This window comes from Bdellovibrionales bacterium, assembly GCA_018266295.1.
GTDB lineage: Bacteria > Bdellovibrionota > Bdellovibrionia > Bdellovibrionales > Bdellovibrionaceae > JACMRP01.
In genome coordinates, this window is sequence record JAFEAQ010000004.1 from 418,192 (window position 1) to 443,343 (window position 25,152).

The 25,152-nt window shown below is 46.8% G+C and carries 24 protein-coding genes and 1 tRNA gene; 18 read left to right on the top strand and 7 right to left on the bottom strand.

Going from position 1 to position 25,152, the window contains the following annotated elements:
• Nucleotides 1-87 precede the first annotated feature (87 nt).
• From gatC to JSU04_02440, 6 genes are all read left to right on the top strand, one after another.
• A complete protein-coding gene (gatC, locus tag JSU04_02415; protein ID MBS1969130.1) occupies nt 88-369 on the top strand; it encodes an Asp-tRNA(Asn)/Glu-tRNA(Gln) amidotransferase subunit GatC in 282 nt (93 codons plus the stop codon).
• Nucleotides 370-377: 8 nt separating this feature from the next.
• Nucleotides 378-1,847: an Asp-tRNA(Asn)/Glu-tRNA(Gln) amidotransferase subunit GatA gene (gene gatA / locus JSU04_02420; GenBank protein MBS1969131.1), complete on the top strand. Its 1,470-nt coding sequence runs from the start codon at nt 378-380 to the stop codon at nt 1,845-1,847.
• Nucleotides 1,840-3,270, top strand: a complete 1,431-nt coding sequence (gatB, locus tag JSU04_02425) for an Asp-tRNA(Asn)/Glu-tRNA(Gln) amidotransferase subunit GatB (GenBank protein ID MBS1969132.1) — start codon at nt 1,840-1,842, stop codon at nt 3,268-3,270. Before gatA ends, gatB begins: the two co-directional genes overlap by 8 nt.
• Nucleotides 3,271-3,272: 2 nt before the next feature.
• Complete coding sequence (locus JSU04_02430; GenBank protein MBS1969133.1) at nt 3,273-4,187, top strand: Ppx/GppA family phosphatase; 915 nt, start codon at nt 3,273-3,275, stop codon at nt 4,185-4,187.
• Nucleotides 4,156-4,629 carry a DUF192 domain-containing protein gene (locus tag JSU04_02435; GenBank protein MBS1969134.1) on the top strand — a complete coding sequence of 158 codons (474 nt, stop codon included), beginning with the start codon at nt 4,156-4,158 and terminating at the stop codon, nt 4,627-4,629. The genes JSU04_02430 and JSU04_02435 overlap by 32 nt, the downstream gene beginning before the upstream one ends.
• Nucleotides 4,630-4,756: 127 nt before the next feature.
• Nucleotides 4,757-6,073, top strand: a complete 1,317-nt coding sequence (locus tag JSU04_02440; protein MBS1969135.1) for a LysM peptidoglycan-binding domain-containing protein — start codon at nt 4,757-4,759, stop codon at nt 6,071-6,073.
• Between the two features lie 62 nt (nt 6,074-6,135).
• Here the strand turns inward: JSU04_02440 and JSU04_02445 are convergent, their stop codons facing one another.
• Entirely contained in the window at nt 6,136-6,501 is a 366-nt protein-coding gene (locus JSU04_02445) for a PilZ domain-containing protein (GenBank protein MBS1969136.1), read from the bottom strand.
• Nucleotides 6,502-6,909: 408 nt separating this feature from the next.
• Here JSU04_02445 and rho point away from each other — a divergent pair, with 408 nt between their 5' ends.
• From rho to murA, 6 genes are all read left to right on the top strand, one after another.
• On the top strand, nt 6,910-8,673 hold the full coding sequence (gene rho, locus JSU04_02450) for a transcription termination factor Rho (protein ID MBS1969137.1): 1,764 nt from the start codon (nt 6,910-6,912) through the stop codon (nt 8,671-8,673).
• 188 nt (nt 8,674-8,861) lie between these two features.
• A complete protein-coding gene (locus tag JSU04_02455; GenBank protein MBS1969138.1) occupies nt 8,862-9,266 on the top strand; it encodes a cupin domain-containing protein in 405 nt (134 codons plus the stop codon).
• Nucleotides 9,267-9,406: 140 nt separating this feature from the next.
• Complete coding sequence (locus tag JSU04_02460; protein ID MBS1969139.1) at nt 9,407-9,652, top strand: type B 50S ribosomal protein L31; 246 nt, start codon at nt 9,407-9,409, stop codon at nt 9,650-9,652.
• A 132-nt stretch (nt 9,653-9,784) separates the two neighbouring features.
• Nucleotides 9,785-10,861, top strand: coding sequence for a peptide chain release factor 1 (prfA, locus tag JSU04_02465; protein ID MBS1969140.1), 1,077 nt, complete (start codon nt 9,785-9,787; stop codon nt 10,859-10,861).
• Complete coding sequence (gene prmC / locus JSU04_02470; GenBank protein MBS1969141.1) at nt 10,861-11,742, top strand: peptide chain release factor N(5)-glutamine methyltransferase; 882 nt, start codon at nt 10,861-10,863, stop codon at nt 11,740-11,742. Before prfA ends, prmC begins: the two co-directional genes overlap by 1 nt.
• Complete coding sequence (murA, locus tag JSU04_02475) at nt 11,735-12,988, top strand: UDP-N-acetylglucosamine 1-carboxyvinyltransferase (GenBank protein ID MBS1969142.1); 1,254 nt, start codon at nt 11,735-11,737, stop codon at nt 12,986-12,988. The genes prmC and murA overlap by 8 nt, the downstream gene beginning before the upstream one ends.
• A 295-nt stretch (nt 12,989-13,283) precedes the next feature.
• On the opposite strand, the gene JSU04_02480 is transcribed toward murA, so the two are convergent.
• Nucleotides 13,284-13,493, bottom strand: a complete 210-nt coding sequence (locus JSU04_02480) for a hypothetical protein (GenBank protein ID MBS1969143.1) — start codon at nt 13,491-13,493, stop codon at nt 13,284-13,286.
• Nucleotides 13,494-13,734: 241 nt separating this feature from the next.
• Here JSU04_02480 and JSU04_02485 point away from each other — a divergent pair, with 241 nt between their 5' ends.
• The 5 genes from JSU04_02485 (at nt 13,735) to JSU04_02505 (ending at nt 19,590) form a co-directional block, all read left to right on the top strand.
• Complete coding sequence (locus JSU04_02485; protein ID MBS1969144.1) at nt 13,735-16,602, top strand: tetratricopeptide repeat protein; 2,868 nt, start codon at nt 13,735-13,737, stop codon at nt 16,600-16,602.
• Nucleotides 16,603-16,612: 10 nt separating this feature from the next.
• A complete protein-coding gene (locus tag JSU04_02490) occupies nt 16,613-16,921 on the top strand; it encodes a hypothetical protein (protein ID MBS1969145.1) in 309 nt (102 codons plus the stop codon).
• Between the two features lie 18 nt (nt 16,922-16,939).
• Nucleotides 16,940-18,235, top strand: a complete 1,296-nt coding sequence (gene serS, locus JSU04_02495; GenBank protein MBS1969146.1) for a serine--tRNA ligase — start codon at nt 16,940-16,942, stop codon at nt 18,233-18,235.
• A 60-nt stretch (nt 18,236-18,295) separates the two neighbouring features.
• A tRNA-Ser gene (locus JSU04_02500) sits at nt 18,296-18,385 on the top strand.
• 122 nt (nt 18,386-18,507) lie between these two features.
• Complete coding sequence (locus JSU04_02505; protein MBS1969147.1) at nt 18,508-19,590, top strand: hypothetical protein; 1,083 nt, start codon at nt 18,508-18,510, stop codon at nt 19,588-19,590.
• On the opposite strand, the gene JSU04_02510 is transcribed toward JSU04_02505, so the two are convergent.
• A complete protein-coding gene (locus JSU04_02510; protein MBS1969148.1) occupies nt 19,583-20,032 on the bottom strand; it encodes a hypothetical protein in 450 nt (149 codons plus the stop codon). The genes JSU04_02505 and JSU04_02510 overlap by 8 nt on opposite strands.
• A 225-nt stretch (nt 20,033-20,257) precedes the next feature.
• On the opposite strand from JSU04_02510, the gene JSU04_02515 reads away from it, so the two are divergent.
• Complete coding sequence (locus tag JSU04_02515; protein ID MBS1969149.1) at nt 20,258-21,103, top strand: LysR family transcriptional regulator; 846 nt, start codon at nt 20,258-20,260, stop codon at nt 21,101-21,103.
• Here JSU04_02515 and JSU04_02520 read toward each other — a convergent pair.
• The 4 genes from JSU04_02520 to JSU04_02535 are packed head-to-tail and all read right to left on the bottom strand — an operon-like array spanning nt 21,100 to nt 25,146.
• Entirely contained in the window at nt 21,100-22,161 is a 1,062-nt protein-coding gene (locus JSU04_02520; protein ID MBS1969150.1) for a hypothetical protein, read from the bottom strand. The genes JSU04_02515 and JSU04_02520 overlap by 4 nt on opposite strands.
• Complete coding sequence (locus tag JSU04_02525) at nt 22,158-23,699, bottom strand: hypothetical protein (protein MBS1969151.1); 1,542 nt, start codon at nt 23,697-23,699, stop codon at nt 22,158-22,160. The genes JSU04_02520 and JSU04_02525 overlap by 4 nt, the downstream gene beginning before the upstream one ends.
• Nucleotides 23,681-24,373 carry a hypothetical protein gene (locus JSU04_02530; GenBank protein MBS1969152.1) on the bottom strand — a complete coding sequence of 231 codons (693 nt, stop codon included), beginning with the start codon at nt 24,371-24,373 and terminating at the stop codon, nt 23,681-23,683. The genes JSU04_02525 and JSU04_02530 overlap by 19 nt, the downstream gene beginning before the upstream one ends.
• Nucleotides 24,373-25,146 (bottom strand): hypothetical protein, encoded by a 774-nt coding sequence (locus JSU04_02535; GenBank protein ID MBS1969153.1) that lies wholly within the window; start codon nt 25,144-25,146, stop codon nt 24,373-24,375. Before JSU04_02535 ends, JSU04_02530 begins: the two co-directional genes overlap by 1 nt.
• Nucleotides 25,147-25,152: the final 6 nt, after the last annotated feature.

Below are 25,152 nucleotides of genomic sequence, written 5' to 3' on the forward strand. Positions count from 1 at the left end.
AGTGAATTTGTACCATGAGGCGGTTTGACTGTGAAAGGGAATTTGACTAGTTTAGATACTTGCACCTGCCCTAAGGAGCGCCCCAACATGATCGATAAAAAGACCATTGAACATATCGCAAAATTAGCTCGGCTTGAAATTTCAGAATCCGAGGCCAACGAGTACAGCCAGCAACTTGGCAAAGCCCTCAGCCATTTTGAACAGATCTCGAAAATTGACACAAAAGGTATTGAGCCACTTGTGACTCCGACAGAGATCGAAGAGTTCTGGCGCGAAGATGTTGTAAAGCAAGAATTCACTCCGGAAGAAATGACAGCCAATGCACCAGCGAAAGCCGGCAACCTGTTCAAAGTTCCACCAGTCGTCTAAGGAATAAAATGGATTTGATTAACGCCTCCATCACAGAAATTGCAGACGCGGTTAAGTTAAAGAAAACCAGCGCCAAAGAAGTAACGACTCAGTTCATGAAGCGTGCGGAGAGCCTCAATCCAAAATTGAATGCTTACACAAGTTTGAATAGTAATGCACTCAAAGAGGCCGAAGCTATTGATGCGCGTATCGCAAAGGGCGAGGATATCGGCGCGATGGCTGGTGTTCCATTTGGTATTAAAGAAATGTTTTGCACAAAAGGCATTGTCACAAATGCTGGATCAAAGATTCTACAAAACTTTGTTCCTCCGTATGATGCAACAGTCGTTGCGCGCTTAAAAAAAGCTGGAATCGTTATTACGGGGAAATTGAATCAAGATGAATTTGCGATGGGCTCCTCGAATGAAACATCTTTCTATGGTGTGACTAAGAACCCATGGAATCTCGAGTGTGTTCCCGGTGGATCTTCCGGCGGCTCGGCGGCGGCACAAGCCGCGCGTCTATGTGCAGGAACTTTGGGCACAGATACCGGTGGATCGATTCGTCAGCCTGCAAGTTTCTGCGGGATTGTCGGTGTGAAGCCAACTTATGGCCGCGTCAGCCGCTATGGTATTATCGCCTACGCATCTTCGTTAGACCAGGCGGGACCGATGGTGAGCTCTGTTAAAGATGCGGCGCTAACTCTCGAAGTGATCAGTGGTCATGATGAGATGGACTCAACAACGTCACAAAGAAAAGTTCCTGCTTACAGCAAAGACCTCACAGCCAATGTAAAAGGTATGAAGATCGGTTTGATCCGAGAATACATGCAAGGTGGTTTGCATCCCGATGTGCAAAAAACCGTGGATCAAGCAATCAGCGCACTAAAATCTCAAGGTGCTGAGTTTGTTGAAGTGTCTGTTCCCATGACAGAGTTCGCAGTTCCTGTGTATTACCTCGTGGCCGCGAGCGAGGCGTCCAGCAATCTTGCTCGGTATGACGGTGTAAAATATGGATACCGCGCGGAGTTCCCGAATCTTTCAGCAGTTGATCTTGAAGAGTTCTATGGAAAAACCCGTGGCGAAGGCTTCGGCAAGGAAGTCAAACGCAGAATTATGCTGGGGACGTATTGTCTTTCTAGCGGTTATTATGATGCTTACTATAATAAAGCCGGACAGGTTCGCCGCATGATCATGAATCAATACCGCGAAGCTTTCCAAAAATGTGATGTCATCCTAAGTCCTGTGACAACGTCACCTGCTTTTAAAATTGGTGAACGAGTTTCAGATCCACTTACGATGTACTTAAATGATATTTTCACAACCTCTACAAACTTAGCGGGCCTGCCGGGCATGAGCGTTCCATTTGGAATGTCAGCCGATGGCTTACCTATTGGCGTGCAACTGACGGGAGCTCATTTCGACGAGCAAAGAATGCTGAACGTCGGCTACGCATTGGAAGGTGCTTCTTCCGTGAAAGGCAAGGCTCCAAGTGTATAGAGGGTATGAAGCCGTTATCGGCATTGAAATTCACGTTCAGCTAAACACTGCCAGCAAAATCTTTTGCGCGGATGGCACTCAATTTAATGCTGGCGATAACGAAAATACCTCGCCTGTCAGTGTAGGAATGCCCGGGACTTTGCCTGTAATAAATAAACGCGCTGTGGAGTTTGCAATCAAGACGGGCTTAGCTCTTGGTTGTAACATCCGCAAAAAATCTATTTTTGCGCGTAAAAACTATTTTTATCCTGACTTACCAAAAGGCTATCAGATTTCGCAGTACGATCAGCCAATTTGCGAAAATGGCACCATCACTTTCAAAGTCGGTGATCAAACTAAAACAGTGAAAATTGTGCGAGCTCATCTTGAAGAAGATGCCGGCAAATCAAGTCACTTGGGCGACTTCACGATGATTAACTACAATCGTGCAGGTATTCCGCTCCTTGAAGTGGTGACTGGTCCTGATATGCATACGCCACAAGAGGCTGCTGAGTATGGCCGTACGATTCGTCAGATTGTGCGCTACCTCGGCGTTTGCGATGGAAACTTAGAAGAAGGCTCCATGCGCTGTGATTGTAACGTGAGCGTGCGCAAGGTCGGTGATCCAAAGTTGGGAACTCGAACAGAGCTTAAGAACATCAACTCATTCCGCTTTGTTGAAAAAGCTATCGAGTATGAAATCGAAAGGCAGATTGATGTTGTTGAGCGGGGCGAAAAAGTAGTACAGGAAACTCGTCTGTGGGATCCGGATAAAAATAAAACCTTCACCATGCGAAGCAAGGAAGAAGCACAAGACTATCGTTACTTCCCGGACCCAGATCTATTGCCACTTGTCGTGAGTGATGAGCTTATCAGTAAAATGAAAGCAGAGTTGCCGGAACTTCCGATTGCGAGAAAGAACAGATTTGTTTCTGCTCATGGTTTGCCAGAACACGATGCCGAAGTTCTTACTTCAGAAAAAGATTTGGCGGATTTCTACGAAGAAACTGCAAAAGTCAGTAAGAATTTTAAAAGCAGCGCGAACTGGATCATGACTGAAGTGATTCGCGAGTTAAACGACAGTAAGCTTGAAATCGCGGCATCGCCAATTAAGCCGGCGCAACTGGGTCAGTTGATTGCGCTGATTGATAAGGGCACTATTTCTGGAAAAATCGCTAAAACGGTTTTCTCTGAGATGTGGAAGACCGGAAAAGAGCCTGAAGCCATCATCAAAGAAAAAGGCCTGGTGCAAGTATCAGATCCGGCGGTGATCGAAAAGATCGTTGATGAAATCCTTGCAGCGAACGCACAGCAAGTTGCGGGCTATAAATCTGGTAAGACAAACTTGTTTGGATTCTTCGTTGGTGCCATTATGAAAGCTTCGAAGGGACAGGCAAATCCTGAGTTGGTTAACCAAATTCTACAAAAGAAACTGAACGGATAGTTATGAAAGTCGCAGCCCTTGATCTTGGCACAAATACTTTTCTTTGTCTTATTGTCGAAGGCGACAAATCCGGGATCAAAAGAGTCCTTTCAGATCAGGCAAAGGTCGTTCGCTTGGGTCAGGGAGTCGACAGGACGGGCGCATTTCACCCGGAGGCTCTTGCAAGAGCAAAGACCTGTCTGACGGAGTTCAAAAAAGAAATCGATCGTCACGGTGTGGACCGCATTCTCGCCATGGCGACCTCGGCGGCCCGCGATGCCTCAAATGGCAAAGAGCTTTTTAAGATCGGCGAAGACCTCGGCATTCCTATTGAAATTATCCCAGGTGCAGACGAAGCACGTATTACGTTTGCGGGAGCGACAGAAGGCAGTATTCAAGGCAAAGAAAACTGTGTTGTGATTGATGTGGGTGGCGGCTCGACGGAATTTATTGTTGGTAACACAGATACACTTCATTTTTCAAAGAGCCTTAATATCGGCTGCGTGCGTATGACCGAGAAATATATTACAGCTCAGCCGCTATCGCAGAAAGAAAGACTCTTTGTCGAAGAAGCAGTTGGCGAACAGCTTCGCACGATCATGCCCGAAATCAAAAAATATCCGGCGGAAGAAATTCTCGCGGTTGCGGGGACGCCATCGGCGCTTGCCGTTGCCGAGCTTGGCGGAAAATTTGATCCGGATAAAGTTCACGGGTTCATTTTAGATCAGGACAAACTTAAAAAGTGGTGCGACACACTTGCCAATACCACGATCCAGGAAAAGATTGATAAATACAAAATTGAAGCTGGACGTGCAGACGTTTTATTTGTCGGCGCAACCATTCTTCATCAATTCTTATTGCAGTTAAATAAACCTTCCATGAAGGTTTCAATTAAAGGAGTGCGATATGGTGTCGCCTTGGAAGCTCTTCGCCGCTAGTTTTCTGATCTGGTCCAGTGCTTTTGCCGGAAAAATGCCAGAGGCTAAACAGGACGTCACATTTAAGAAAGAAAAAATCACGCTTGCTGGAAAAACTATTTCCGTCGAAGTCGCGGAAACACCAGAACAACATGAGCATGGCTTAATGTTCAGAAACAGCATGCCTGAAAATGATGGAATGATTTTCATCTTTGGCGAAGAAGACACTCGTTACTTCTGGATGAAGAACACCTACATAGACTTAAGTATTGGTTACTTCGATAAAGATAAAACGCTCATCGATATTCAAGAGATGAAAGCGACCAGCATGATGGAAACTAGACCTCCGTCATATCCAAGTGCGAAGCCTGCGATGTACGCGCTCGAGATGAACAAAGGTTGGTTCGCAAAAAACAAAGTAAAACTAGGTCAGAAGTTTCAATTTTCTATGCGCCGACAATAGTCTAGATGGCTTCGCCCTTCAACTAGGTCCGGGCATAAATTATTTGCAAGGCTCTATTCTTATGTTTAAATCAAGATAGATTATTTTTGAAACAGAACGTTTCAGCGCATTAATCAAGGATGAATATATGTTGAAAAAGTTTGTTGTAATTCTCGCCTGCTTAGGAGTTCTTCAACTCACGAGCTGCACGTCGAAAGACTCGAAAGAGGACGGCGGCGAAGAAATGGCCATTGATGCAGCGGCCGCAGACTCTGCAGAAGTCGAAAAAGTTGAAGGCGAACAAAGCCTTGATATCGCAGCCGATGACTCTTCAGCTTCACTCTCCAACAACGACGCGCTCCCAGAAGATGCACTTGGCGATGCTCCACCTCCAGCGCCAGACACAGCAGCTGCTCCCCAAATCGAAGACAATCCTTTGGCTGAGTCTTCTCCAGCAGAGCCACCTCCTGCTGTAGACACTCTTCCACCAGATACGTTGGGTGATTCAGTCGTTGAAAACGCTCCTCCGGTGATGGAGACCAGCGAGCCTGTTCACGAAACGAAACATGCAAGCAGCAAAGCTTCTGTGGAAACTCCGGCAGAAGAAGCTCCGAAGCCACAAGTTTCTTACCGCAAAGTCGAACACACTCCATGGAAAGAAGGCGGCAAGATCTTGAACACGGTTTACGTTGCTCGTGAGGGCGATTCTTGGGCGAGTGTGAGCTCAATGATCTATGGAACTGAAAAAGCCAGCGAATTGAAAAAGATGAATCCATCGATCAAGGGCCGTAAGTTGAAAGTGGGCGATAAAGTTTATTACAACTCCCCACACCGTCCTGATGATGAGACACAAGTTCTTACTTATTACGCTGACAGTGGTATCGCCCCTGAAGTGTATATCGCTAAAGGCGGCGATAACTTGAAGAAAGTGGCAAAGGAACTTTTCGGTTCTGAACAGGGCTGGAAAGAACTTTATGCTACAAATGATTTTGAATCTAAAGGCGCGTTGGATGAAGGTACACAGATTAAGTACTGGAGAACGGTAGCCGCAGCTCCGAAAACTGAAGTTGCAGCCGCTCAACCTCCTCCAGCTCCGCCAATGAATGAAATGCCACCTGCTCCTCCGGCTCCGTCGGCAGAAATGCCGCCACCACCACCGCCGGGAGACATGGCAGCGCCGCCACCTCCGCCTCCACCTGCGGACATGGCTGCAAACGAGATGGCTCCGCCACCACCTCCACCACCACCGGTTGAAGCTGTGGCTCCGCCACCTCCTCCGCCACCGCCAATGGCGAAACAGCACAAGCCTGAAGAAGGCGCTGGTGCAAGTCCTCTCGAGGATGATCAGATGACAACATTGGCCGGCGGTGCAGTCCTTGCCGTGGCCCTGGCTCTCTTCATGATTATGAGAAGACGCCGTAAGAAAGAATTGGAACAAGCCATCCAAGATACACAAGTTGGCTAAGCTCAAAAAAAGAAAGGGTCCTCAGGGACCCTTTTTTATTTCATTAAGGTGAAGCTTAATTCTTAAGATACTTTTTTAAAGATCTTGTCGAGAACATCGCGACGACCGTCACGATTGTTTTCAACGAAGTAAATTAAATCATCAACAATTTGAACATCGCGATTGTTCGTAGGCATGAACTTGATCCCGCAACCAAGTGAGTTGCACCAGACAACGGCTGCTGCAATTTTTCTTTCACGACCGCTCACTACGAATCGTAAATGAAGCTTTTCATTCGCACGGAAAGATTCTCCGCGGAATTCGAGGAATGCTCCTGAAAGGCTAATGTTCTTCAACGTGCCTCTCACTTCCTCACGGGCGTAATTTCTCTTAAAACCAACCTCTAAATATAGAGGCGTCCGTGGAGCTGGTTGTTTTGCTGTGTCCACATTTATCTCCTTTGGTAGTTCCTAGGCTAAGTGTGTGTATTTAATATCGGTTTTTGTCCGCAAAAACTGTAGGCCGGTTGGGTTCTCGGGAATTTTGTGGAGTTCAAAGTCTCACTTTGATCGTCTCATAAATAGGCTATCTATTTGAAAAGACGTGAAAAAGTCTAAACAAAAAGAGACCTTAGAACAGATTTTAGATGTTTGCGGACAGAAGTCGTAACGGGATTTTCCGTTGACAAAACTAGACCCCTTCGCCAAATTGAAAGGGAACTCAAATAATATCAAAGCTCAAACCCTGAGCCCAATTCTGTATCTCAAACGATACCTAAACACATAAATTCATTCATAAATTTAAAAATAATCTATATTTCAAAATATATCTGAAAATCGAATACTAAGGAGTAAAGTTTGTCAGACCCAAAAGATTCGCAAAACGTTGAGGTTGTTAAAAAGCGTCCTACCCGTGCTAAGGCAAAAGCCGACACCGAAGCTGCCGCTCCAGAAGCAGCACCCGAAGCACCCGCTGAACCACCTCCTGCCGCAGAAGCTCCAGTTCAAGCATCTGCTCCAACTGAAAATACCCCGTCAGAAAACCCATCTCCACAACAAAGAGAACATCGCGAACACCGTGATAATCGAGACAACCGTGGTGGCGGTGACCGTGGTGATCGCAACAGTAATCAACATCGCAGATTTGATAATAAAAACAGAGACAATCGTGACAACCGCGGCGGTGGCGGACACAGACATCAGCAAGGTGGCGGCGGACAACGCCGTGATAATTTCCAGAAATATGAAAACCGCGATCGCGGACCTCGCAATGAAGATCTTGGACCTCAAGACGAGCAAGCAGCTAACCAAAACAATATCGAAGTTGATCTCGCAGATATCAATCTGAGTGACGAGGAGAAAAGCTGGCTCAACTCGAAAGACCTCAAATCTAAAAACATCCAACAGCTCACAGACCTTGCATTAAAATTGAAAATCGAAAATGCGGCCGGTATGCGCCGTCAGGATATGATTTTCGAAATCTTGAAGCGCGCTGCGAAGCTCGGTCAGGACATCTATGGCTCTGGCGTTCTTGAAATCTTGCCAGATGGTTACGGCTTCTTGCGTTCACCAGATTACAACTATCTTCCGGGTCCGGATGATATCTACGTAAGCCCATCACAAATTCGCCGCTTCGGTCTTCGTACCGGCGACACGGTGACAGGAACAGTTCGCCCACCAAAAGACGGCGAAAGATACTTTGCACTTCTCAAAGTCGACTCTCTCAATTTCGAGACGACTGAAAAAGGTAAAGACAAAATCCTTTTCGACAACTTGACGCCTCTATATCCAAATGAGCGTTTGAGACTTGAACACAACCCAGCTGATAACACGACTCGCGTTGTGGATTTGATGGCGCCACTTGGTAAAGGTCAACGCGCTCTGATCGTTGCTCCGCCAAGAACGGGTAAAACAGTTCTCATGCAACATATCGCGAATGCGATCACAACAAATCACCCTGAAGTGAAGCTCATCGTTCTTCTGATCGATGAGCGTCCGGAAGAGGTGACTGACATGCAACGTACGGTAAAAGGCGAAGTGATTTCGTCTACGTTTGACGAGCCACCAACTCGCCACGTTCAAGTTGCAGAAATGGTTATCGAGAAAGCAAAACGTCTCGTAGAACACAAACACGACGTTGTGATCCTTCTTGATTCTATCACGCGTCTGGCTCGTGCTTACAATACGGTGGTTCCACCATCTGGTAAGATCTTGTCGGGCGGTGTTGACTCGAATGCCCTTCACAAACCAAAACGTTTCTTCGGTGCTGCTCGCAATATCGAAGAAGGCGGCTCTTTGACAATCATCGCAACAGCGCTTGTGGATACAGGCTCTCGTATGGACGAGGTTATCTTCGAGGAGTTTAAAGGGACGGGTAACGCCGAGATCCACTTGGATCGTAAGCTGATGGAAAAACGTATCTTCCCTTGCATGGACATCAATAAGTCCGGCACTCGTAAAGAAGATTTGCTGATCGACAAGGGTGATTTGAATCGCTTGTGGATCTTGAGAAAAGTTTTGGCGCCAATGAATCCTATCGACGCGATGGAATTCTTGATCGACAAAGTACAAGCTACAAAAACAAATGGCGATTTCTTGAAAGCCATGTCAGGCAACGGTTAGTTGCTAACAAAAACAGATTTAAGAATAGAAAGCCGCTCATCCGTGAGCGGCTTTTTTATTTATTGATGATGTCGTGAAAGCGCCAGGTTTGAACTGTTTTGATTGCGATGAAAAAAACCAAACCCCAGAAAACTCCGGTGCTTTTTTACGGGAAAGATATTCTTAAATACCTCTTGAAGGAGATTTCTATGGAAGTTGAAAAAGAACCCCAACGAGCTCCACCGCCTATGGAAGTTTCGAACGTTGAAATTAAAAGCTTCGAGAAGCCCAAGGAAATAAGAAATTTTCCCCATGGACACATCGAACTGATCGAAGTGGCAGACCGCATGGTCGGCCGCGCAACTTTTGAACCGGGTTGGAAGTGGTCCGAAGATGTTCAGCCTATTGCCAAAACAAAAAGCTGTGAGGCGGCCCATGTTCAGTATCATCTTTCAGGAGTTTTGATGGTTCGCATGGACACGGGTGAAACCTATCAATGTCGTGCGGGCGATGTCTCGGTTCTGCCTCCGGGGCATGATGCTTGGGTTGTGGGTGATGAGCCCGTTGTCGTCGTTGATTTTCAGGGCATGGTGAACTACGCCAAAAATCCATAAGCTATTGATTATAAATGCCTTTTCCTTCGATGGCTAAAGCCTAAAAAATTAGCGATTTCTGATAGACATCGCTTGGCCCCCTATGTTACAAAACTGAGCCTTACGGCCAATAATATTCAATATTTAGAAGGAATTAGGTCATGAAAAAAGATCTTCATCCAAAAGTTAATACAGTTGTTTTCAAAGATATCTCTTGTGATTTCAGCTTCTTGGGCACTTCCACTTTGCACTCTGCAGAGACAGTAAAATGGGAAGACGGTAAAGAATATCCTTTGATCAAAGTTGAGATCTCTTCTGAATCTCACCCGTTCTACACTGGTAAGCAACGTGTGATGGATACAGAAGGTCGTATCGATCGTTTCAAAAAGAAATACGGCAAGAAGTAAATACGCAAACCTCCGCAATCTGCTGGAGGGCTACTGCATAGCAATGCGGCCCACAATGAGGCCGCATTTGTTTTTTCTGAGCTTCGTTTTTCCGATTTGATCACAGACTCCTTCAATCCAGAGGCATGAAAGATGTTTTCAAAACTTGCTGAAGTCGAATCCCGTTATGAGCAGGTAAATCTCCAACTGCAAAGGCCCGATATTGCCTCTGATCAGAAGCAATATCGCGCTTACATGAAAGAGTTGGCAGATCTTGAAAAGATCGTTGTGGTTTATCGTGACTACAAAACGAAAACTGCAAACTTGAAGGCCAGCAAAGAGTTGATGACGGCTGAGACCGACAACGAAATGCGTGAGCTCATCCGTGAAGAAATCAAAGAACTCGAAGCTGCGATCCCTGAGTTGGAACAGCAACTTAAGATCTTGTTGATTCCCAAAGATCCAAACGACGACAAGAACATCATCCTCGAGGTCCGTGCGGGTGCCGGTGGTGATGAAGCTTCTTTGTTCTGCGATGAGCTTTTCCGCGCTTACGTGCACTATGCTTCTACCCAGGGTTGGAAAGTCGAAATGATGTCCTTCTCTGAAGGTAACGTGGGCGGCGCTAAAGAGGTGATCGCGACGATCTCCGGCACTTCTGTTTTCAGTAAATTGAAATTCGAATCTGGTGTTCACCGCGTTCAACGTGTTCCTAAAACAGAAGCTGCGGGGCGTATTCATACTTCAACTGTAACCGTTGCGGTCATTCCTGAAGTTGAAATCAGTGACATCAAAGTCAACATGAACGACTTGCAGTTCGAGACGATGCGTTCACAAGGTTCTGGTGGTCAGTCGGTCAACAGAACTGAGTCTGCAGTCCGCGTTGTGCATATTCCAACCGGCCTTGATGTGAAGTGCCAAGAGGGTAAGTCACAGTCGTCCAATCGTGAGCGCGCAATTCAGATCCTTTACGCTAAACTTCAGCAAATCGAAGATGAAAAGAACCGTAAGCAAGCTTCCGACGCTCGTCTTGAGCAAATCGGAACCGGAGACCGCTCTGAGCGTATCCGTACTTACAACTTCCCTCAGACTCGCATCACGGACCACCGTATCGGTTTGACGATCCATCAGTTGGATTCAGTCATGGGCGGCGCATTTGAGTTGCTGATTGATCCACTCGTTGCTAACTTCCAAGCAGAGGCATTGAAACAACAGACCTCTGCAGGGTAATGAAGCTAAAAGAAGTTCTGGATAAAACCACCCAATTCTTTAAAGAAAAAGGCATTGATTCTCCTCGTCTCGATGCCGAATTGCTTTTGGCGCATGGCCTGAAGCTTGAGCGCATGCAACTTTACCTCAAATTTGATCAACCTCTGGGGGATGCAGAACTTGCTGCGTGCCGCGAACTTGTTCGTCGTCGCGTTCAGGGCGAGCCTGTCGCTTATATCTTGGGTTCAAAATATTTCTTTGGTTATAACTTTATCGTTAATTCTGCCGTGCTCATTCCACGTCCCGAGACGGAGCACATTGTTGAGTCAGCAATTGCATGGGCTCAAGATAAAGATGCCATCTATAGCATTGTCGATTTGGGCTCCGGCTCTGGAGCAATCGGTCTGACGCTTCTTAAAAAACTTCCGAATGCAAAGCTTGTAGCAGTAGATACTTCTGAGAAGGCTCTTGAAGTCGCGAAAGCCAATGCTGAAGCCTTGGGAGTAGCAGATCGCGTCCGTTTCGCTCATAGCGATGCTGCGAACGTGGACCAGGTTCTGGCCACAGTACGGGACTTTACGGGAGCAGCGGAAATTCACATCTTGGTTTCGAATCCGCCGTATATTGCGACGGACGATAAAGATGTTGAAGAAAACGTGAAAAAATTCGAACCAGAAATCGCTCTCTTCGCCCCTGAAAATGGGTTAAAGTTTCTCCTCGATTGGTCACAAAAATATGTTTCATTTCTCTCAGACAAAGCCATTGTTTTAATGGAAATGGGAATGTCTCAAGGACCAGCGATGAAAACTCACTTCGAGGGGTTAGGTGTTTTCAACAAAGTGGATGTCATCAAAGATCTTGCGAGTCTTGATCGCGTCATCAGAGGGGTAAAAAATGGATAAGATGTTAGTAACAGGCGGAGCAAGCCTGCATGGAACTGTTCACACAAGTGGTGCAAAGAATGCGGCGTTACCAATCCTCTTCTCGACGCTCTTAGCTGAGGGTGAGCACGTATTCACAAACGTTCCTGATTTGAAAGACATCGAATCTACAGCGGCATTGCTTGAGAGCCTCGGTTGCGAGACTCGTCGTGATGGCAGTACTTTCCGTGTAAAAGTGAATAAGCTTCAATCCATCGAAGCACATTATGATCTCGTTCGTAAAATGAGAGCCAGCATTCTTTGCTTGGGTCCGATCCTCACGAAATACGGTGAGGCGGTTGTATCAATGCCTGGTGGTTGCGCGATCGGAACCCGTCCGATCGATTTGCATTTAGAAGGTATGAAAGCCCTCGGTGCTGAGATCACTTTGAAAGAAGGTTACGTTCACGCAGCCGCGAAGCGCTTGCAAGGTGGAACGATCCTTTTTGAAACCACCACTGTGGGTGGAACTGAAAATGTTATGATGGCGGCAACCCTTGCAAAGGGTAAAACCATTCTTGAAAACGCAGCGAAAGAACCAGAGATCGTTGATTTAGCAGAATACCTCATCAAGATGGGTGCGAAGATCACAGGTCACGGCACGAGCATCATCACGATCGAAGGTGTTGATCAGCTGAAGCCTGCAGAACACTCCATTATGCCAGATCGTATCGAGGCAGGGACATTGTTGATCGCCGGTGCGATTACAAAAGGCGAAGTGACTGTTGAGAAGTGTGTTCCTGCTCACCTTGAGGCGTTGGTTCTCAAAATGCGCGAAGCCGGATTTAAAATTGAACAAGGTAAAACGTCACTTACTGTGATGAAGGCGAACTCTTGGGAAGCTGTGGATATTACGACGGCTCCTCACCCGCTTTTCCCGACGGACTTGCAGGCTCAGTTCATGGCCTTGATGACAGTTGCTAATGGTACGAGCGTTATCAGTGAAACGATTTTTGAAAATCGCTTCATGCACGTTCAAGAATTGATTCGCTTAGGCGCGGATATCACACCGAAAACTCGTGTGGCCGTTGTTCGCGGAAAGCCTGATGGTTTGACGGCAGCTCCGGTGATGGCGACGGACTTGCGTGCGAGTGCTTCGTTGGTGCTTGCTGGCTTGGTCGCTAAGGGCGACACGACCGTCGGTCGTATCTATCACTTGGATCGCGGTTACGAAAATCTTGAGGCGAAACTGCAAAGCTTGGGCGCGAAGATTAAGCGCGTTGAGTAGAGGTCCGCAGGGGTCTCTGCATCCTGACAATCGAGGACTCTGTCCTCGAGCTCCTGCTGCTGACGGACGTCGTGTCCGTCAGACCTTTGTATCTTTAGGACAATAGAAATAACTTTGAGTACATTTTGAAATGGCGATGTGTTTGCGAATCGGCTGATTTGCCGGCTCTGTTATTCCGTGAATTCCGGGCAAAAAAAAGCCTCGTTGGGAGGGGGTCCTTTCGAGGCTTTTGAAGGGATTAAAAAAAATGTCCCAGTCCGGAGGGGGTGGACTGAGACATCCAATGGTATCGAAGTTATTTACTAACTTCTCTAGTACCGAAACTTAGCTTCGTCTTGCAAGGCCCGTTGGCACCAAAACCAGGGAGGGGGTCCACAGTGATTGGCTGAATAACGGGTCCCGCAGGACGTTTAGGCTCAAAAACAATCTGGGATTCAGCGCGCGACACAGCAGAGATTGCTAGAACTGCCAAGATGTAGAGTGCTATGAGTGCGTTGCGAATCATTAAAGTTCTCTCCCAGTACAAACTCCTTAAAGCAACTCGCGTGCCAAAGGTTTTGACAGCTCAAAGTTCATTAAATTCAGTTTCAGATGAAAAACCACTAACTAAACTCATGAAAAGTAATTCCAGAATGGGTTTGGTGATTCCAATTTGGGACCTAAGTCTAAAGACTTTTGTAGGGACCTTTTCAGGAACTCAGCAGATGCTAGGCCGCGGCTAAAAAGCGAAATATAATCAACTATCTATGACGCGCGTTCAAATCCACTGGATCGTAAAAACCACCGCAGGCCAAACCAAAGGGCCTTACACTACCGAAGCACTCATGAAGCTGATTGGTGAAGGCGTTTTTTCTGGTTCTGAAATGGTGGCGCGTTATCCCGGCGGTCAATGGACTCTGCTGTCTCAGGAAACACAGTTTTATGACAAATTGCTCGAGGCTCTCGAGAGTTCTGTAGAACCTGTTCCTAGTAAGGGCAATAACGAGAACGCTGAAACCATTGTGGGACCGGTGCCTGAGCATTTAAAAAACCCGCAAGGTTCGCGCCCACTTTTGGAAAAAACAAATGTGACAGGTGGCAGTGCGGTTCCTCAGCACGCGAACACCGTGAAGGCTCATGCAACTCCGGCGAAGGCATCTTCAAAACCGGCTGAGCCTGCAGTGATCGAGCTTAAGAACATTGCTCAAGTGACAAAGAAAGAACTCGCAAAGAGCGCAAAGTTGCCATTGATCTTGGTGGCCGCGGCGTTGCTTTTGGTTGTGTATGTGCTTTTGCCGGATGGACCTGACAGCGGCGAGAAGATCAGCTTGATCGCACCGAAAAAAGGTTCCGCAGCAATGAGTGATCAGCAGGCGAAAGAAAAATACGCGGCTGCGATTGCTGCGATTGAGGCCGATACTATTGAATCATACCTGGTTGCCCAGAATCACTTGGTATCCGTGGTTGAAGGGGCGCCGTCGAATCTCGAAGTTCGCGGTTTGTTGTGTTTGGTTTATAAAGAGCTCTGGCCGTATGCGAAGCAAGATGCCAATGACATTCGTACGATCTCAAGCGTGACTCAGTCGACGCGTGCGTTGAATGCCGTTGGTCTATACGGAAATATCTGTGAAGTCGTGAATCTTGAAACTTCAGGCCACTACAAAGAGGCTCGCGGTGTTGTAGAGTCTGCGCTGGAAAATGCGGACCACTTCTCGCTCCTGCCGGTATTGTATGAATTCAAGGCGGAGTTGCTCGAAGCGGACAAAGATTATCTGAACGCCAATCCTTATTATGAAAAGTCGGCTCAGCTTTGGGAAAAATGGCTTCGTCCTCAAGTCAAAGCGGGCGTGATGGCGGCGGTTCAGAATCAAGGACCGAAAGCTTCGCAGTATTTCCGCGGAGTACTTGAGAAAAATCCAAATCATCGCGAGGCAAAGATTCGCCAAGGGATCTTGGAGTTCCGCGCATTTAAGCAAGAGGATAATGCGTTTAAATATTTAAAATCGGCAATGAGCTCCCAAGCCCGCGTGCAAAGAGATCTCGAGGCCGAAGGATATTTTGTTTTGGCCGAGCTTTACTTGAATAAAAGCGAAAAGAGTTCAGCGCTTGATGCCGCCCAACACGCCTATCGCCTAAGTCCGAATACGACTCAGTACAAGCAGCTTGTAGTACGCCTCGGTGGCTCTGATCGCATCAAGGAAAAGTCTTCGAATAGCGAGATGATGTTCGTTGGGGATCAGTATGCTCGTACGGGCGATTGCCTGGCGGCGCAAGCGGAGTATAAAGCTGCGTTTGAGATGGATCCAAAGAACGGCATGGCGGCTGTGAAAGCTGCGAAATGCTTGTGGCAACTGAATCAAAGTTTTGAGGCTGTCGAGTGGCTGACAAAAGCGACGAAGGCTGAGCCGAATCTGATTACAGCTTATGTGTTGCAGGCTGATTACATGTCTCAGCGCTATAATTTTATCGGTGCAGCAAACGCACTGACGGCGGCAGCGAGAATTTCGCCGAACAACTATGAGGTTCTTCGTGGCATGGCTTTGATGGAGTTCCGTCGCGGCAATATGCAGGGTTCAATCAATTTTGCTCAGCGAGCGTTACGGGCGTATGATGCTGATATTGAGACCTACACCCTGCTCGCGAAATCGAATGCGGCACTATATTCTTCAACGATTGCGGCGACCAAAAAAGATATTGATGCCCGTGAAACTTATCAGCGGGATGCTCTTCGTTTTGCCACGAAGGCGGTTGAGATCGATAACACCAATACTGAAGCGCAAGTGACTTACGCGAAAGTGATGGCGCAAATTAACGGCGTGGATTCCGGTGTGAATTACGTGAAAGAGTTGATTAAGAAATATTCTTACTCGACAGAATACCGAATCGCGCTGGCTGAGATCTATCGTGCGGATGAAAAGTATTCGCAAGCTCAGGAATTTTATGAGCAAGTGACCGAGGCAGATCCCCGCAATAAGAAAGCCTTCATCGGCTTAGGCGAATGTTATAAAGCATCTGGTCTAGATAAGCAGGCTTTAAAGGCCTTTTTGTCGGCGGCGGTTTTAGATCCGTCGGATGGCGAAGCTCTGTTCCAGGCGGCGAAGTTGCAGCTTGAAACCAACGAGTACGAAAAGGCCATCGCGCAATTTAAACGGGTTCAGTCGATTAATCCGAACTTCCCGCGCACTTATTACTATATCGGCAAAGCCGCGGTGCTTGCTGGTAACTACAACATGGCGCTGGAAGCGATTAAAAGAGAGAAGCAGGACAACCCGAACTTAGCCGACAGTTATTTGTTGGCCGGGGAAATCTATGCGGCCAAGAAGCAATTTGCTGAGTGTGCGGCGGAGTATTCTCAGTCGATGAAGCTCAGATCCCAAGGGGCGGATACTTATGTGAAAGCCGCTCAGTGTTATCGCCTGTCTGGGTCTGTCGATATTGCTCAAGATTTGCTATCTATGGCATCAAGCCGCGAGTCGGGCTATGCTGATATATATAAAGAGCAAGGCGCGATTTATGAAGTGCGTGGAGACATTCGGGCAGCCGTTCAGTCTTACAATAAATACTTAGCGCTCTCGCCAAATGCTCCGGATCGTGCTGAAATTGAAAATCGCATCAACCGAATTGGTGGCGGTTAAAGGGGAAAACATGGGGATCTCAGATAAAATGCAGGGTTTTTCGACCAATGTTCAAGATGGAGTGAAAACTTCGTCGGTGTCCTTGATCTGCCTCACCCTTCGTGTGCTGACTGGATTTATGCTGGGTCTAACGCTGGCGTTGATTGGCCAAGAGCTGATTGGCTATGGAACTCTGGCGCTGGTTTTCATGATGGTGGTTGTGATGGGCTTGGTGCTCAAGACGACATCGGGATGGAACATTGGCAAAATCCTCATTTTAGATCTCATTCTCGTCCTTGTGGCTATGCTCCTCAGGATGTATATTCTCGTCGCTCCGTAATTTAGAAAGGACTGCAACATGATCGACATTAAACTTCTCGAGAAAAAAGCCGAGAACGGCCCTAGCTATTTTGATGAATACAAGCAATCCCTTTTGAATCGCGGCGCTTCGGCAGAAGTGCTTGAGCAAATCGTTGAGCTCAATAAAAAACGCCGTGAGATGATCACCATTGCTGAGAGCGAAAAAGCAAAACAGAACAAACTCAGTGGTGAAATCGGCAAACTCAAGCGCGAAGGTGGCGACGTTTCTACGATCATGGCTGAGGTTGAAAAACTTAAGGGTACAGTGAAGGATCTCGAGGCGAAAGCGGCCGAGATCGACTTGCAAGTGACGAACATTGCTTTGACGATGCCGAATAAGCCGAACAGCTCTGTGCCGGTGGGTGCTTCTGAAAAAGAAAACAAAGTGATGAAAACTTGGGGAACGCCTCCGACTTTCGGGTTCAAAGTAAAAGAACACTGGGAGTTGGGTGAAAGCCTCGACATCATTGATTTTGAACGTGCTGGTAAAACCACGGGAACTCGCTTTGCCTTCTTGAAAGGTGCGGCGGCTCAGATGGAACGTGCTTTGATCCAATTCATGATGGATATGCACTCTACGAAGCATGGTTATACTGAGATGATTCCGCCGTTCATGGTGAACAGCAATAGCTTGCTGGGAACAGGTCAGTTTCCGAAGTTTAAAGAGGACGTCTTTAATTTGTCTGGGACGGATTTATACCTGATTCCGACAGCGGAAGTGCCGGTGACGAATTACTATAATAATGAGATTTTGAATGAAACCGATCTTCCTAAGAGCTTCTGTGCTTACTCTCCGTGCTTCCGTTCTGAAGCCGGCAGTGCCGGTCGAGACACCAAGGGTTTGATCCGTCAGCATCAGTTCGACAAGGTGGAGCTGATGACGTTTGCTCACCCGGATAAGTCTTATGAACACCATGAGGCCCTCACAAGCCATGCTGAGCAGGTTTTGATCGATCTGGAGCTTCCATTCCGTCGTATGCTTCTTTGTACGGGGGATATGGGCTTCGGATCTGCGAAGACCCATGACTTGGAAGTATGGCTTCCGGGCCAGAATACTTATCGCGAGATCAGTTCTTGCTCTAATTTTGAGGACTTCCAGGCTCGTCGTGCGAACATTCGCTTCCGCCCAGCGGGTGGTAAGCCTCAGTTCGTGCACACTCTGAATGGTTCTGGTTTGGCTGTCGGCCGCACCCTCGTTGCGATCTTAGAAAACTATCAGCGCGAGGACGGAAGTGTGGCTATTCCGAAGGCGCTTCAGAACTACATGGGTGGCCGCAAAGAGATCCGAAAATAAACACCGCGTTAAGTTAACAACTGCTTGAACCAGCTCACCAAAACCAATAAAACGGTCGACGGAGAGCTGGTAGAGCGGTTGAATACACCAGTCTTGAAAACTGGCAGGCCTTCGCGGGCCTCGAGGGTTCGAATCCCTCGCTCTCCGCCATTTTGGTCTCATAAGCTTCTTAGCTGATTCTCACTGACAAAATCCTAATAAAAATAACCGCTTGTAGTGCTTTGGTAGCATCAGTTTTGCATTCTTTCTCAGTTACATCCTGGAGACTTTGAATGCGATTTAAAGCCCTTTTTCTGTCTTTTGCTTTTACAGTGATGACCTTTTTAGGTCAGGGGCACGCTTTGGCTGTCGAAAGCTGCTCTGCTGTTTTTAGCGGAGAGAAGGCTTCCTCCCAGGTCGCACATTACGAGAAAGAATTTGAATATGCGGATGGAAAAAACCCGCGCCTTTACTCTGTTCTTCAGTCCTTTATCTCAGACGCTAAAAAACAGCATTTGCAACTTCCGTCGGATCTGCTCGGCACATCCGAAGGCGAAGCAACAAATAATTTAAAGTTGGCGCGGAAGTGGATCAAGAATGCGCAAATCGAAGCAGCGAAAGGGCCGAATCTTTCTGTCCCAGAAAATAAAATGAGCTTTTTGGGTCTAGCTGCAAGTGATGTTTATCTTGTGCGCTTAAAGGGAGACGAAAAAGTTATTTTCCGTCCTGGCATTGAGCATGTTGAAAACTCAAACGGAGGACGCTACGAAAATACTGATGGTGGAAACATTACGATCATTCGTAAAACACTCCTTGCTTATAAACTCAACCGTTGGTTGGGATTGAAATCCGTACCTGATGCTTGGATAGGTACTCTTAATGGGCAGGTTGGATTGTTCTCGGAGTTTATCAAGCACCCTATTAGCGATAATGCCTGGAGCTATGAAGTGCACAAAAGTAACGATTCAAGGCTGAAGCGTTTTTACGATATGGAAGCTTTCGAATTTCTTATTGGCAACTACGAAGCAGAGTGGGGGTTCAATGTTTTGAGCCGCACGAAGAATAAAGACATGCGTGATGGCGAAGGTGCAATTTCAGCGTTAAGTGAAGTGGATCCCGTTGTTATTGATCATGATCCAGCGTTCATTCCGGGGCTTTCGCACAAGAGTTTGAGTTACTCTGCTAGCACCGGTTCGAACTTGCCTACACGCTATACGGCGTCTTTTCTGCAGAAACTTAAAGCCCTGACACCTGAAGCCGTCGCTGAAGTTCTAGGTTCCGATGCGACGCCAAGTGAGGTGTCTGGGATTCTCTTCCGTCGCGCGCTCATGCTGAGAGATATTGAGCTGCATGGCGCGGAATCTATTATTAAATAGCGTCTTCAATGCTGGATGAGAACCAGCGGCGGATCGTGTCCTCTCCAAAAAGTTCGTAGTTGTAATCCAAGAACTTTTCGAGATTCGTTTCAAACTTAAAGCCATTCTTTTCAAAAAGCGGAACTAGATCCGGCTGATGGTGTAAGTAAGTGCCGAAGTATTTCTCGCAGTAGTTCATATAGTCACGGGTATAAAGCAAGAAAACGTGCCACATCTGATCGATCTCGCGCATGTCATCGTCCATGATGTAGAAAAAATCCAACTCTTCGTTTTTTGGACTCGCTTGACGATCGAGGTCGTGCTTTTTGGTGCCCCAGAAAAAGCGCATCAGGTCTGTAAAGATGTCTTCGGCGCGGTCAGCTTTGTTCGGGTGTTCTTTTTGAAAACGACGAACAACAGGTAGGTTTTTGTATTCTAAAATTTCTTCGAGGGTGCAAAGCATACTTACTCCTTTATACGAAGGGCGACGAGGAAGGACTCGCCGCCCTTAGCAAATTAACGAACGATAGCGCAACATTTTCCGAAACACTTATCTTTGGCTTTTTTATTGGTCATGATGGTTTGAATAAGACTTTTTTTCATGGGTCCTCCTTTCAAAAACAAAGCTAAACAAGATTAATTATAAAAAATAATTGAAAATGAGGGTCTGTATGATAGGTAAAAGTCTATGATACCTACACCGACCGAAATCACTTACTTTTTAGAGGTCTACCAAACGAAACACGTGTCCAAAGCGGCGATGCGACTTGGCATTACTCAGCCGACGTTGACACAGGCGCTGCAAAAGCTTGAGGAAAAGCTCAAAACCACGCTGTTTCATAGAACAAAGCAAGGGGTTGTGCCAACGACGAGTGCGACGGTGTTCTATAGCCGTGCTAATAGTTTAAAAGAATGCTGGAGCGATATCCAAGATGGCGTCTTTAACTCTGACACAGAGATAGAAGGCTCGTTCGTGGTTGGTTGCCATCAAAGTGTGGGTGCTTATACAGCGCCAAGGCTTTTAAAGAACTTAGAGAAAGAGGCTCCGAAGCTCCATGTAAAATTTGTGCATGATTTTTCTCGTAAGATTACAGAGAAGGTCGTCTCCTACGAAGTCGATATGGGTTATGTCGTAAATCCTGCAAAGCATCCAGACCTAGTGTTCAAAAAGCTCGGCGACGATAGAGTAACGTTCTGGAAAAAGAAGGGTGCCGAGAATTTACCTAAGAGAATTTTTGCCGATGGCAGTCGCGCACAAACTGAAGATCTGCTTGGTAAAACGATGAAGAAACATTTTGGTGATTGGAAGATTGTCGAATCCACCAGCTTGGAACTGATTCGTACTTTGACGAGTCAAGGCTTGGGAGTTGGCGTTTTGCCAGAACGTGTGGCACATGCGGAAAGCAAGGATCTCGTGATTTTTGACAAGTCGTTGCCATCGCGCCCGGATGAAATTTATCTCGCCTATCGTAAGGAAGTTCTTTCTTCGAATGCAGGCCGCGAGCTCTTAAGACTTGCGACTTTCCCACTCTAGGGGTTTTTCGATGTCGCAACTTGTATGTTTCTAAATAAGCTCACGATAACACGTGTACTGAGTTCGGTGGCAACTAGAATGAAGATCCAAAAAAGATCCATCAAGCGCGGGCTATCAACGAACTTGTCATTCCACTGAAGCGCCAATGGCATAAAGGCGAATTCGATGAAGTAGCAAAGCCCGAAGTGTCGGTTCCAGCTAAGACTCGAGAGCCATCGAACAAAGACAAACTTACCGAGGAACTCGTTTACGCTATCAAGCCAGCTGAGTCTGAGCCAAATTAAAATGACAGCAAACCGACTCCAGAAAAACCACGGAGTGCCGGAAAACACATAATAATAAAACCCGGTGTTTGTGATCGAGATATTGTCATTAAAGGGAAAGAGCGCGATGAAAACCACAGCGATGATGAGTAATACCGGAAGTTCCCACTTCAACCCTTTGTAAGCAACCGAAGTTTGTGGGAATTGACGAAGTAGGCGACCGATGGAAAACCCAAGAACCGGAATCGCTAGCCATGGTAGCAAGCCCCAACCGATGGTTTTATCCACATCCAAGTCACCTACAATGATCTGGCCGCCAAGTTCGCTAAAATTATTTTTTAAGCCCTGCCAATAATCCACCGGCACAGCCAAAAGCCCCAGCGAAACAAGGCTTAAGAGAGTTAGAATAACCTTATTCGATGGAATGAATTGCACGACAATAATACTTAGGAACAAGTAACCGTAGAGATTCCACTCCCAGCTTGAAGGGTCCGAGAAATCAAACCTGTCATGGGCAAGCATCCCGATAAAACCGACGGTGATAAGCAAATATCTTTGCCAGTTCAGACGTTTTTTTGAGTAGCCGATCAAGAAGAACGAGATAAATGCCAGAATGATTCCTGAATAACCCCAATAGTTCAAAAAGAAATCTGTCAGAAGGCCAAAGAAGGATTGTGTGGGGCCGAAGATCATTTTCTCTTGGCCGAAGCTTGTTTCCCAAACATGGTAAAACGTGACGACCAAGATGCAAAAACTACGAAAGATATCTAAAGCATAAAAACGCCGAGAGCTCATTCCTCGAGTCTAGGCAATGTCGGTTTAAAAAGCGAGTGAACAAATTCGTCTTGCGCAGGGGGTAGTTCCGTTTGCGTGAACTCTTTTTTGAATTCTTCTAGTTTTAAGGAGCTTTCAGGAAGGTCCGAAGCAAAGACAAAGGTTTCACCTTTTTCATAGGCGATAATGGAGCGAAACGGAACTTTGCGAAGGGTTGAATGAACAACGTCAGAACTCCCGCGAACTGGAAAGTCGAAGACGATGAACGACTCAGGAGCCAGCCGCTTATGAAGCATACGATAGAATTCAAGGCTGAATAACTTTGCGACCTCATAGCTAAATGGATAAGGGAAATCGAGGAAAACGGCATCCCAGGCTTCTTTGGTTTCGCGTAAGAAATGGAAGGCGTCGTCAGTAATTAAATGAACTTTGGGATTTAAAAGCGAGTTGCGGTTTAAATCCGTCCAGCGCGGATCTTCTTTAGCAAGACGAAGAATCATTGGATCTAGTTCCACCATCGTAATTTCCGTGGCGTCCGGTAGAGTCGCAAGTATGTCTCGCATCAAAAGGCCGTCGCCCGCACCCAAGATCAAAATCTTTTTGGGCGTAAAAGGGGCTAGCTTCAGCGCGCCCTGCAAAAAGGCATAGTGATACTCCTTTTCAAAGCGCGAATCGAACTGGAATTGACGGTTGAGATAAAGCTGAAAGAAAGGCCCATCGTCGTCAATACCATCAACGACATCAATTGCTTGGTAAGGGCTGAGAATCCGTTGGACTTTGATTTTATGAGCGAGATCACTGAAGTAACCCCCGATCTCAGAGAAAGAAGTCACTCTGTTGGGAAACCCATCGTAATAGGTCATCCTGAGTGCGATCTGCTGAAGGCTACTATGTGCCGCCGCAAGAACTGCGATAAAGAAAAAAGCTCCGATCAAAGAGGCATGGGCCGAAGCTTCTTTCTTAGGAAAATGTGTGTAGATACTTAGGCAGAGACACCCGCTTAAGAAGGCGATCACTAAGGCACTGCCGTAAATTTCTAAATGAGGAATAACAAACACAGGAATGAGGATCGAGGCCACCAGAGCACCGAAGTAACTAAAGGCAAGAATCTGGTTGAGGCCTTTTGGGTCTTCAGGTTGAGCGCGCATTCGAAAAAGCAAAGGAGTTTCGTACCCCGTGAGCGCACCCAGAATCAAAGATGTCATCCCGGAGCCCAAGGCAAAAAGCAGAGCAAGTGGAATCAGGCGAATCGAAAAATCACCGATTTGAATATGGCGAAGCCCCGGCAAAAACGACAAGTAAGTGACAACCAAAGGTGAAACCGCACCAAGACACATCAGCATGAGCTCAATCTTGAAAAGACTATGCAAAGGATCCTTTGCTTTTGCAGACCGCTTACTGCCAATACCTATACCTAAGATAAATAGTGCGCTCGATAGGCAGAAACCGATGATCTCTTCACCTAAAGTCACCGCGAAGGTTTTTGCCATCAGACTTTGATAGGCAAACCCACAGAAGGACAGTGCGAATGATAGTACTTTTAATTTCCGATCACCCATTTTTCCAACTGTTCCTGATAAAGATTGAAATAGCTGACGATAAACCAAGCTATGCCGAGAAATCCCGCGCCGATCGCTGAAACTTCCAGCGTGTGAATTTTCTTTTGGTGAAATCCCCAGACTATTCCACACACTAGTGCGAGTCCTAAATTGGCTAGCGCTAGCCACAGACTTGTTTTCAGAGTCCCCAATAAGCGATTTAAAAAAAGTGCAAACAGCAGTCCGGCAAAGAACATTCCCAGATAGTCTGTAAAGAGAGCTCGCTCCGTCTTGGCTTCTTCTTCGCTGGACTCGTTTAAGATTCGAAGAATTAGCGGAAGCTCCATTCCGGAGAGGAAGCCAATAAGAATGATGAATAAGTAACTCACGAAGCTTGCATGGGCTCGGTATTCGATATCGGCGCCGACAAGGCAAAAAGGTGCAGCAATAGCTAAGCAAGATAAGGCGACTTCAATCCAGATGAAGCGCCTTTCAGCGGAGCCACGAATCGGAGTTAAGAAAGCCCCAACGCCCATCGAAGCAATATACACGCCGGTGGTGACAGTATATTGAAGAACGACGTCGCCCCAAAGAATGGAGAGAATTTGCGCAAGAACCAACTCATACGCGTAGCTACAAAAAGCTGTTATAAAAATCAAGGACAGTAAAAAACGAAAACGTCCAGCCGCTGTCATCACCAGCCTTGGGTTGTCGCTGCTGGTTTAGAGAATAAGTAAGTTTGACGGATTAATTCGTTGGCCGCGCATGCGCCGCCATTTTTCACACAGAAAGAAACTTTTAAACATTGAAAGGGGTTTGCAGCTCCAGGTGTGCAGTCCGGAGCTTCGGGACGGCTTCGAACGCCCATGTTCATAACAATACTATTTACTGAGGAAGCTGCAGGCAATCCAGGCATAAAGGTCTCGAGATTGGCTTTGGCCTCAGGAATTGCCCAGTCCTTCATAAAGGCGACGCTGGCTTCTTTGAAGAGGGCCCATTTTTCGTCATTTGAAAGCGGTGTTGGTTCTAAAGCGACTTCCCATTCATTGGGAGTTTTCATACGCACTTGGAGATTACTTTGATCAATGCAGATATCCAAGCTTGTGCCCGCTGCGCGTTTTGTGCAGAGGTTATTGAATTCCCAGCAGAGACGGATCGGAGCGGCTGTTCCCGCACCGATTGTTGTGATTTTACCAGGGCAGCCGTAGTCATCTGTCGCGGGACTGCCAGCAGTTTGGGGCCGTAAATCTTGCAGATAATTTGCGCGGTCGTAAGCGTTCTTTAAAGAGACCGAGAACTTCTCAATCGCAATTTCAGAGTCAAAGAACGCGCGTGATTTGTCGTAAGTTTTTGTGAGGTCACCCATCTTGTGAGTAATGCCGACGATCATAATACCCACGATCACGGCGATTGCGATCACAAGCATCGCCCCCACATACCCGCGCTGATTTTTTAAGAAGGATTTCATACGTGC

Excerpts from the sequence above, each read along its gene's own strand:
- gatC (MBS1969130.1), top strand. The coding sequence starts at position 88 with ATGATCGATAAAAAGACCATTGAACATATCGCAAAATTAGCTCGGCTT.
- gatA (MBS1969131.1), top strand. The coding sequence starts at position 378 with ATGGATTTGATTAACGCCTCCATCACAGAAATTGCAGACGCGGTTAAG.
- JSU04_02430 (MBS1969133.1), top strand. The coding sequence starts at position 3,273 with ATGAAAGTCGCAGCCCTTGATCTTGGCACAAATACTTTTCTTTGTCTT.
- JSU04_02435 (MBS1969134.1), top strand. The coding sequence starts at position 4,156 with ATGGTGTCGCCTTGGAAGCTCTTCGCCGCTAGTTTTCTGATCTGGTCC.
- JSU04_02440 (MBS1969135.1), top strand. The coding sequence starts at position 4,757 with ATGTTGAAAAAGTTTGTTGTAATTCTCGCCTGCTTAGGAGTTCTTCAA.
- JSU04_02455 (MBS1969138.1), top strand. The coding sequence starts at position 8,862 with ATGGAAGTTGAAAAAGAACCCCAACGAGCTCCACCGCCTATGGAAGTT.
- JSU04_02460 (MBS1969139.1), top strand. The coding sequence starts at position 9,407 with ATGAAAAAAGATCTTCATCCAAAAGTTAATACAGTTGTTTTCAAAGAT.
- prfA (MBS1969140.1), top strand. The coding sequence starts at position 9,785 with ATGTTTTCAAAACTTGCTGAAGTCGAATCCCGTTATGAGCAGGTAAAT.
- prmC (MBS1969141.1), top strand. The coding sequence starts at position 10,861 with ATGAAGCTAAAAGAAGTTCTGGATAAAACCACCCAATTCTTTAAAGAA.
- murA (MBS1969142.1), top strand. The coding sequence starts at position 11,735 with ATGGATAAGATGTTAGTAACAGGCGGAGCAAGCCTGCATGGAACTGTT.
- JSU04_02480 (MBS1969143.1), bottom strand. The coding sequence starts at position 13,493 with ATGATTCGCAACGCACTCATAGCACTCTACATCTTGGCAGTTCTAGCA.
- JSU04_02485 (MBS1969144.1), top strand. The coding sequence starts at position 13,735 with ATGACGCGCGTTCAAATCCACTGGATCGTAAAAACCACCGCAGGCCAA.
- JSU04_02490 (MBS1969145.1), top strand. The coding sequence starts at position 16,613 with ATGGGGATCTCAGATAAAATGCAGGGTTTTTCGACCAATGTTCAAGAT.
- serS (MBS1969146.1), top strand. The coding sequence starts at position 16,940 with ATGATCGACATTAAACTTCTCGAGAAAAAAGCCGAGAACGGCCCTAGC.
- JSU04_02505 (MBS1969147.1), top strand. The coding sequence starts at position 18,508 with ATGCGATTTAAAGCCCTTTTTCTGTCTTTTGCTTTTACAGTGATGACC.
- JSU04_02510 (MBS1969148.1), bottom strand. The coding sequence starts at position 20,032 with ATGCTTTGCACCCTCGAAGAAATTTTAGAATACAAAAACCTACCTGTT.
- JSU04_02515 (MBS1969149.1), top strand. The coding sequence starts at position 20,258 with ATGATACCTACACCGACCGAAATCACTTACTTTTTAGAGGTCTACCAA.
- JSU04_02520 (MBS1969150.1), bottom strand. The coding sequence starts at position 22,161 with ATGAGCTCTCGGCGTTTTTATGCTTTAGATATCTTTCGTAGTTTTTGC.
- JSU04_02525 (MBS1969151.1), bottom strand. The coding sequence starts at position 23,699 with ATGGGTGATCGGAAATTAAAAGTACTATCATTCGCACTGTCCTTCTGT.
- JSU04_02530 (MBS1969152.1), bottom strand. The coding sequence starts at position 24,373 with ATGACAGCGGCTGGACGTTTTCGTTTTTTACTGTCCTTGATTTTTATA.
- JSU04_02535 (MBS1969153.1), bottom strand. The coding sequence starts at position 25,146 with ATGAAATCCTTCTTAAAAAATCAGCGCGGGTATGTGGGGGCGATGCTT.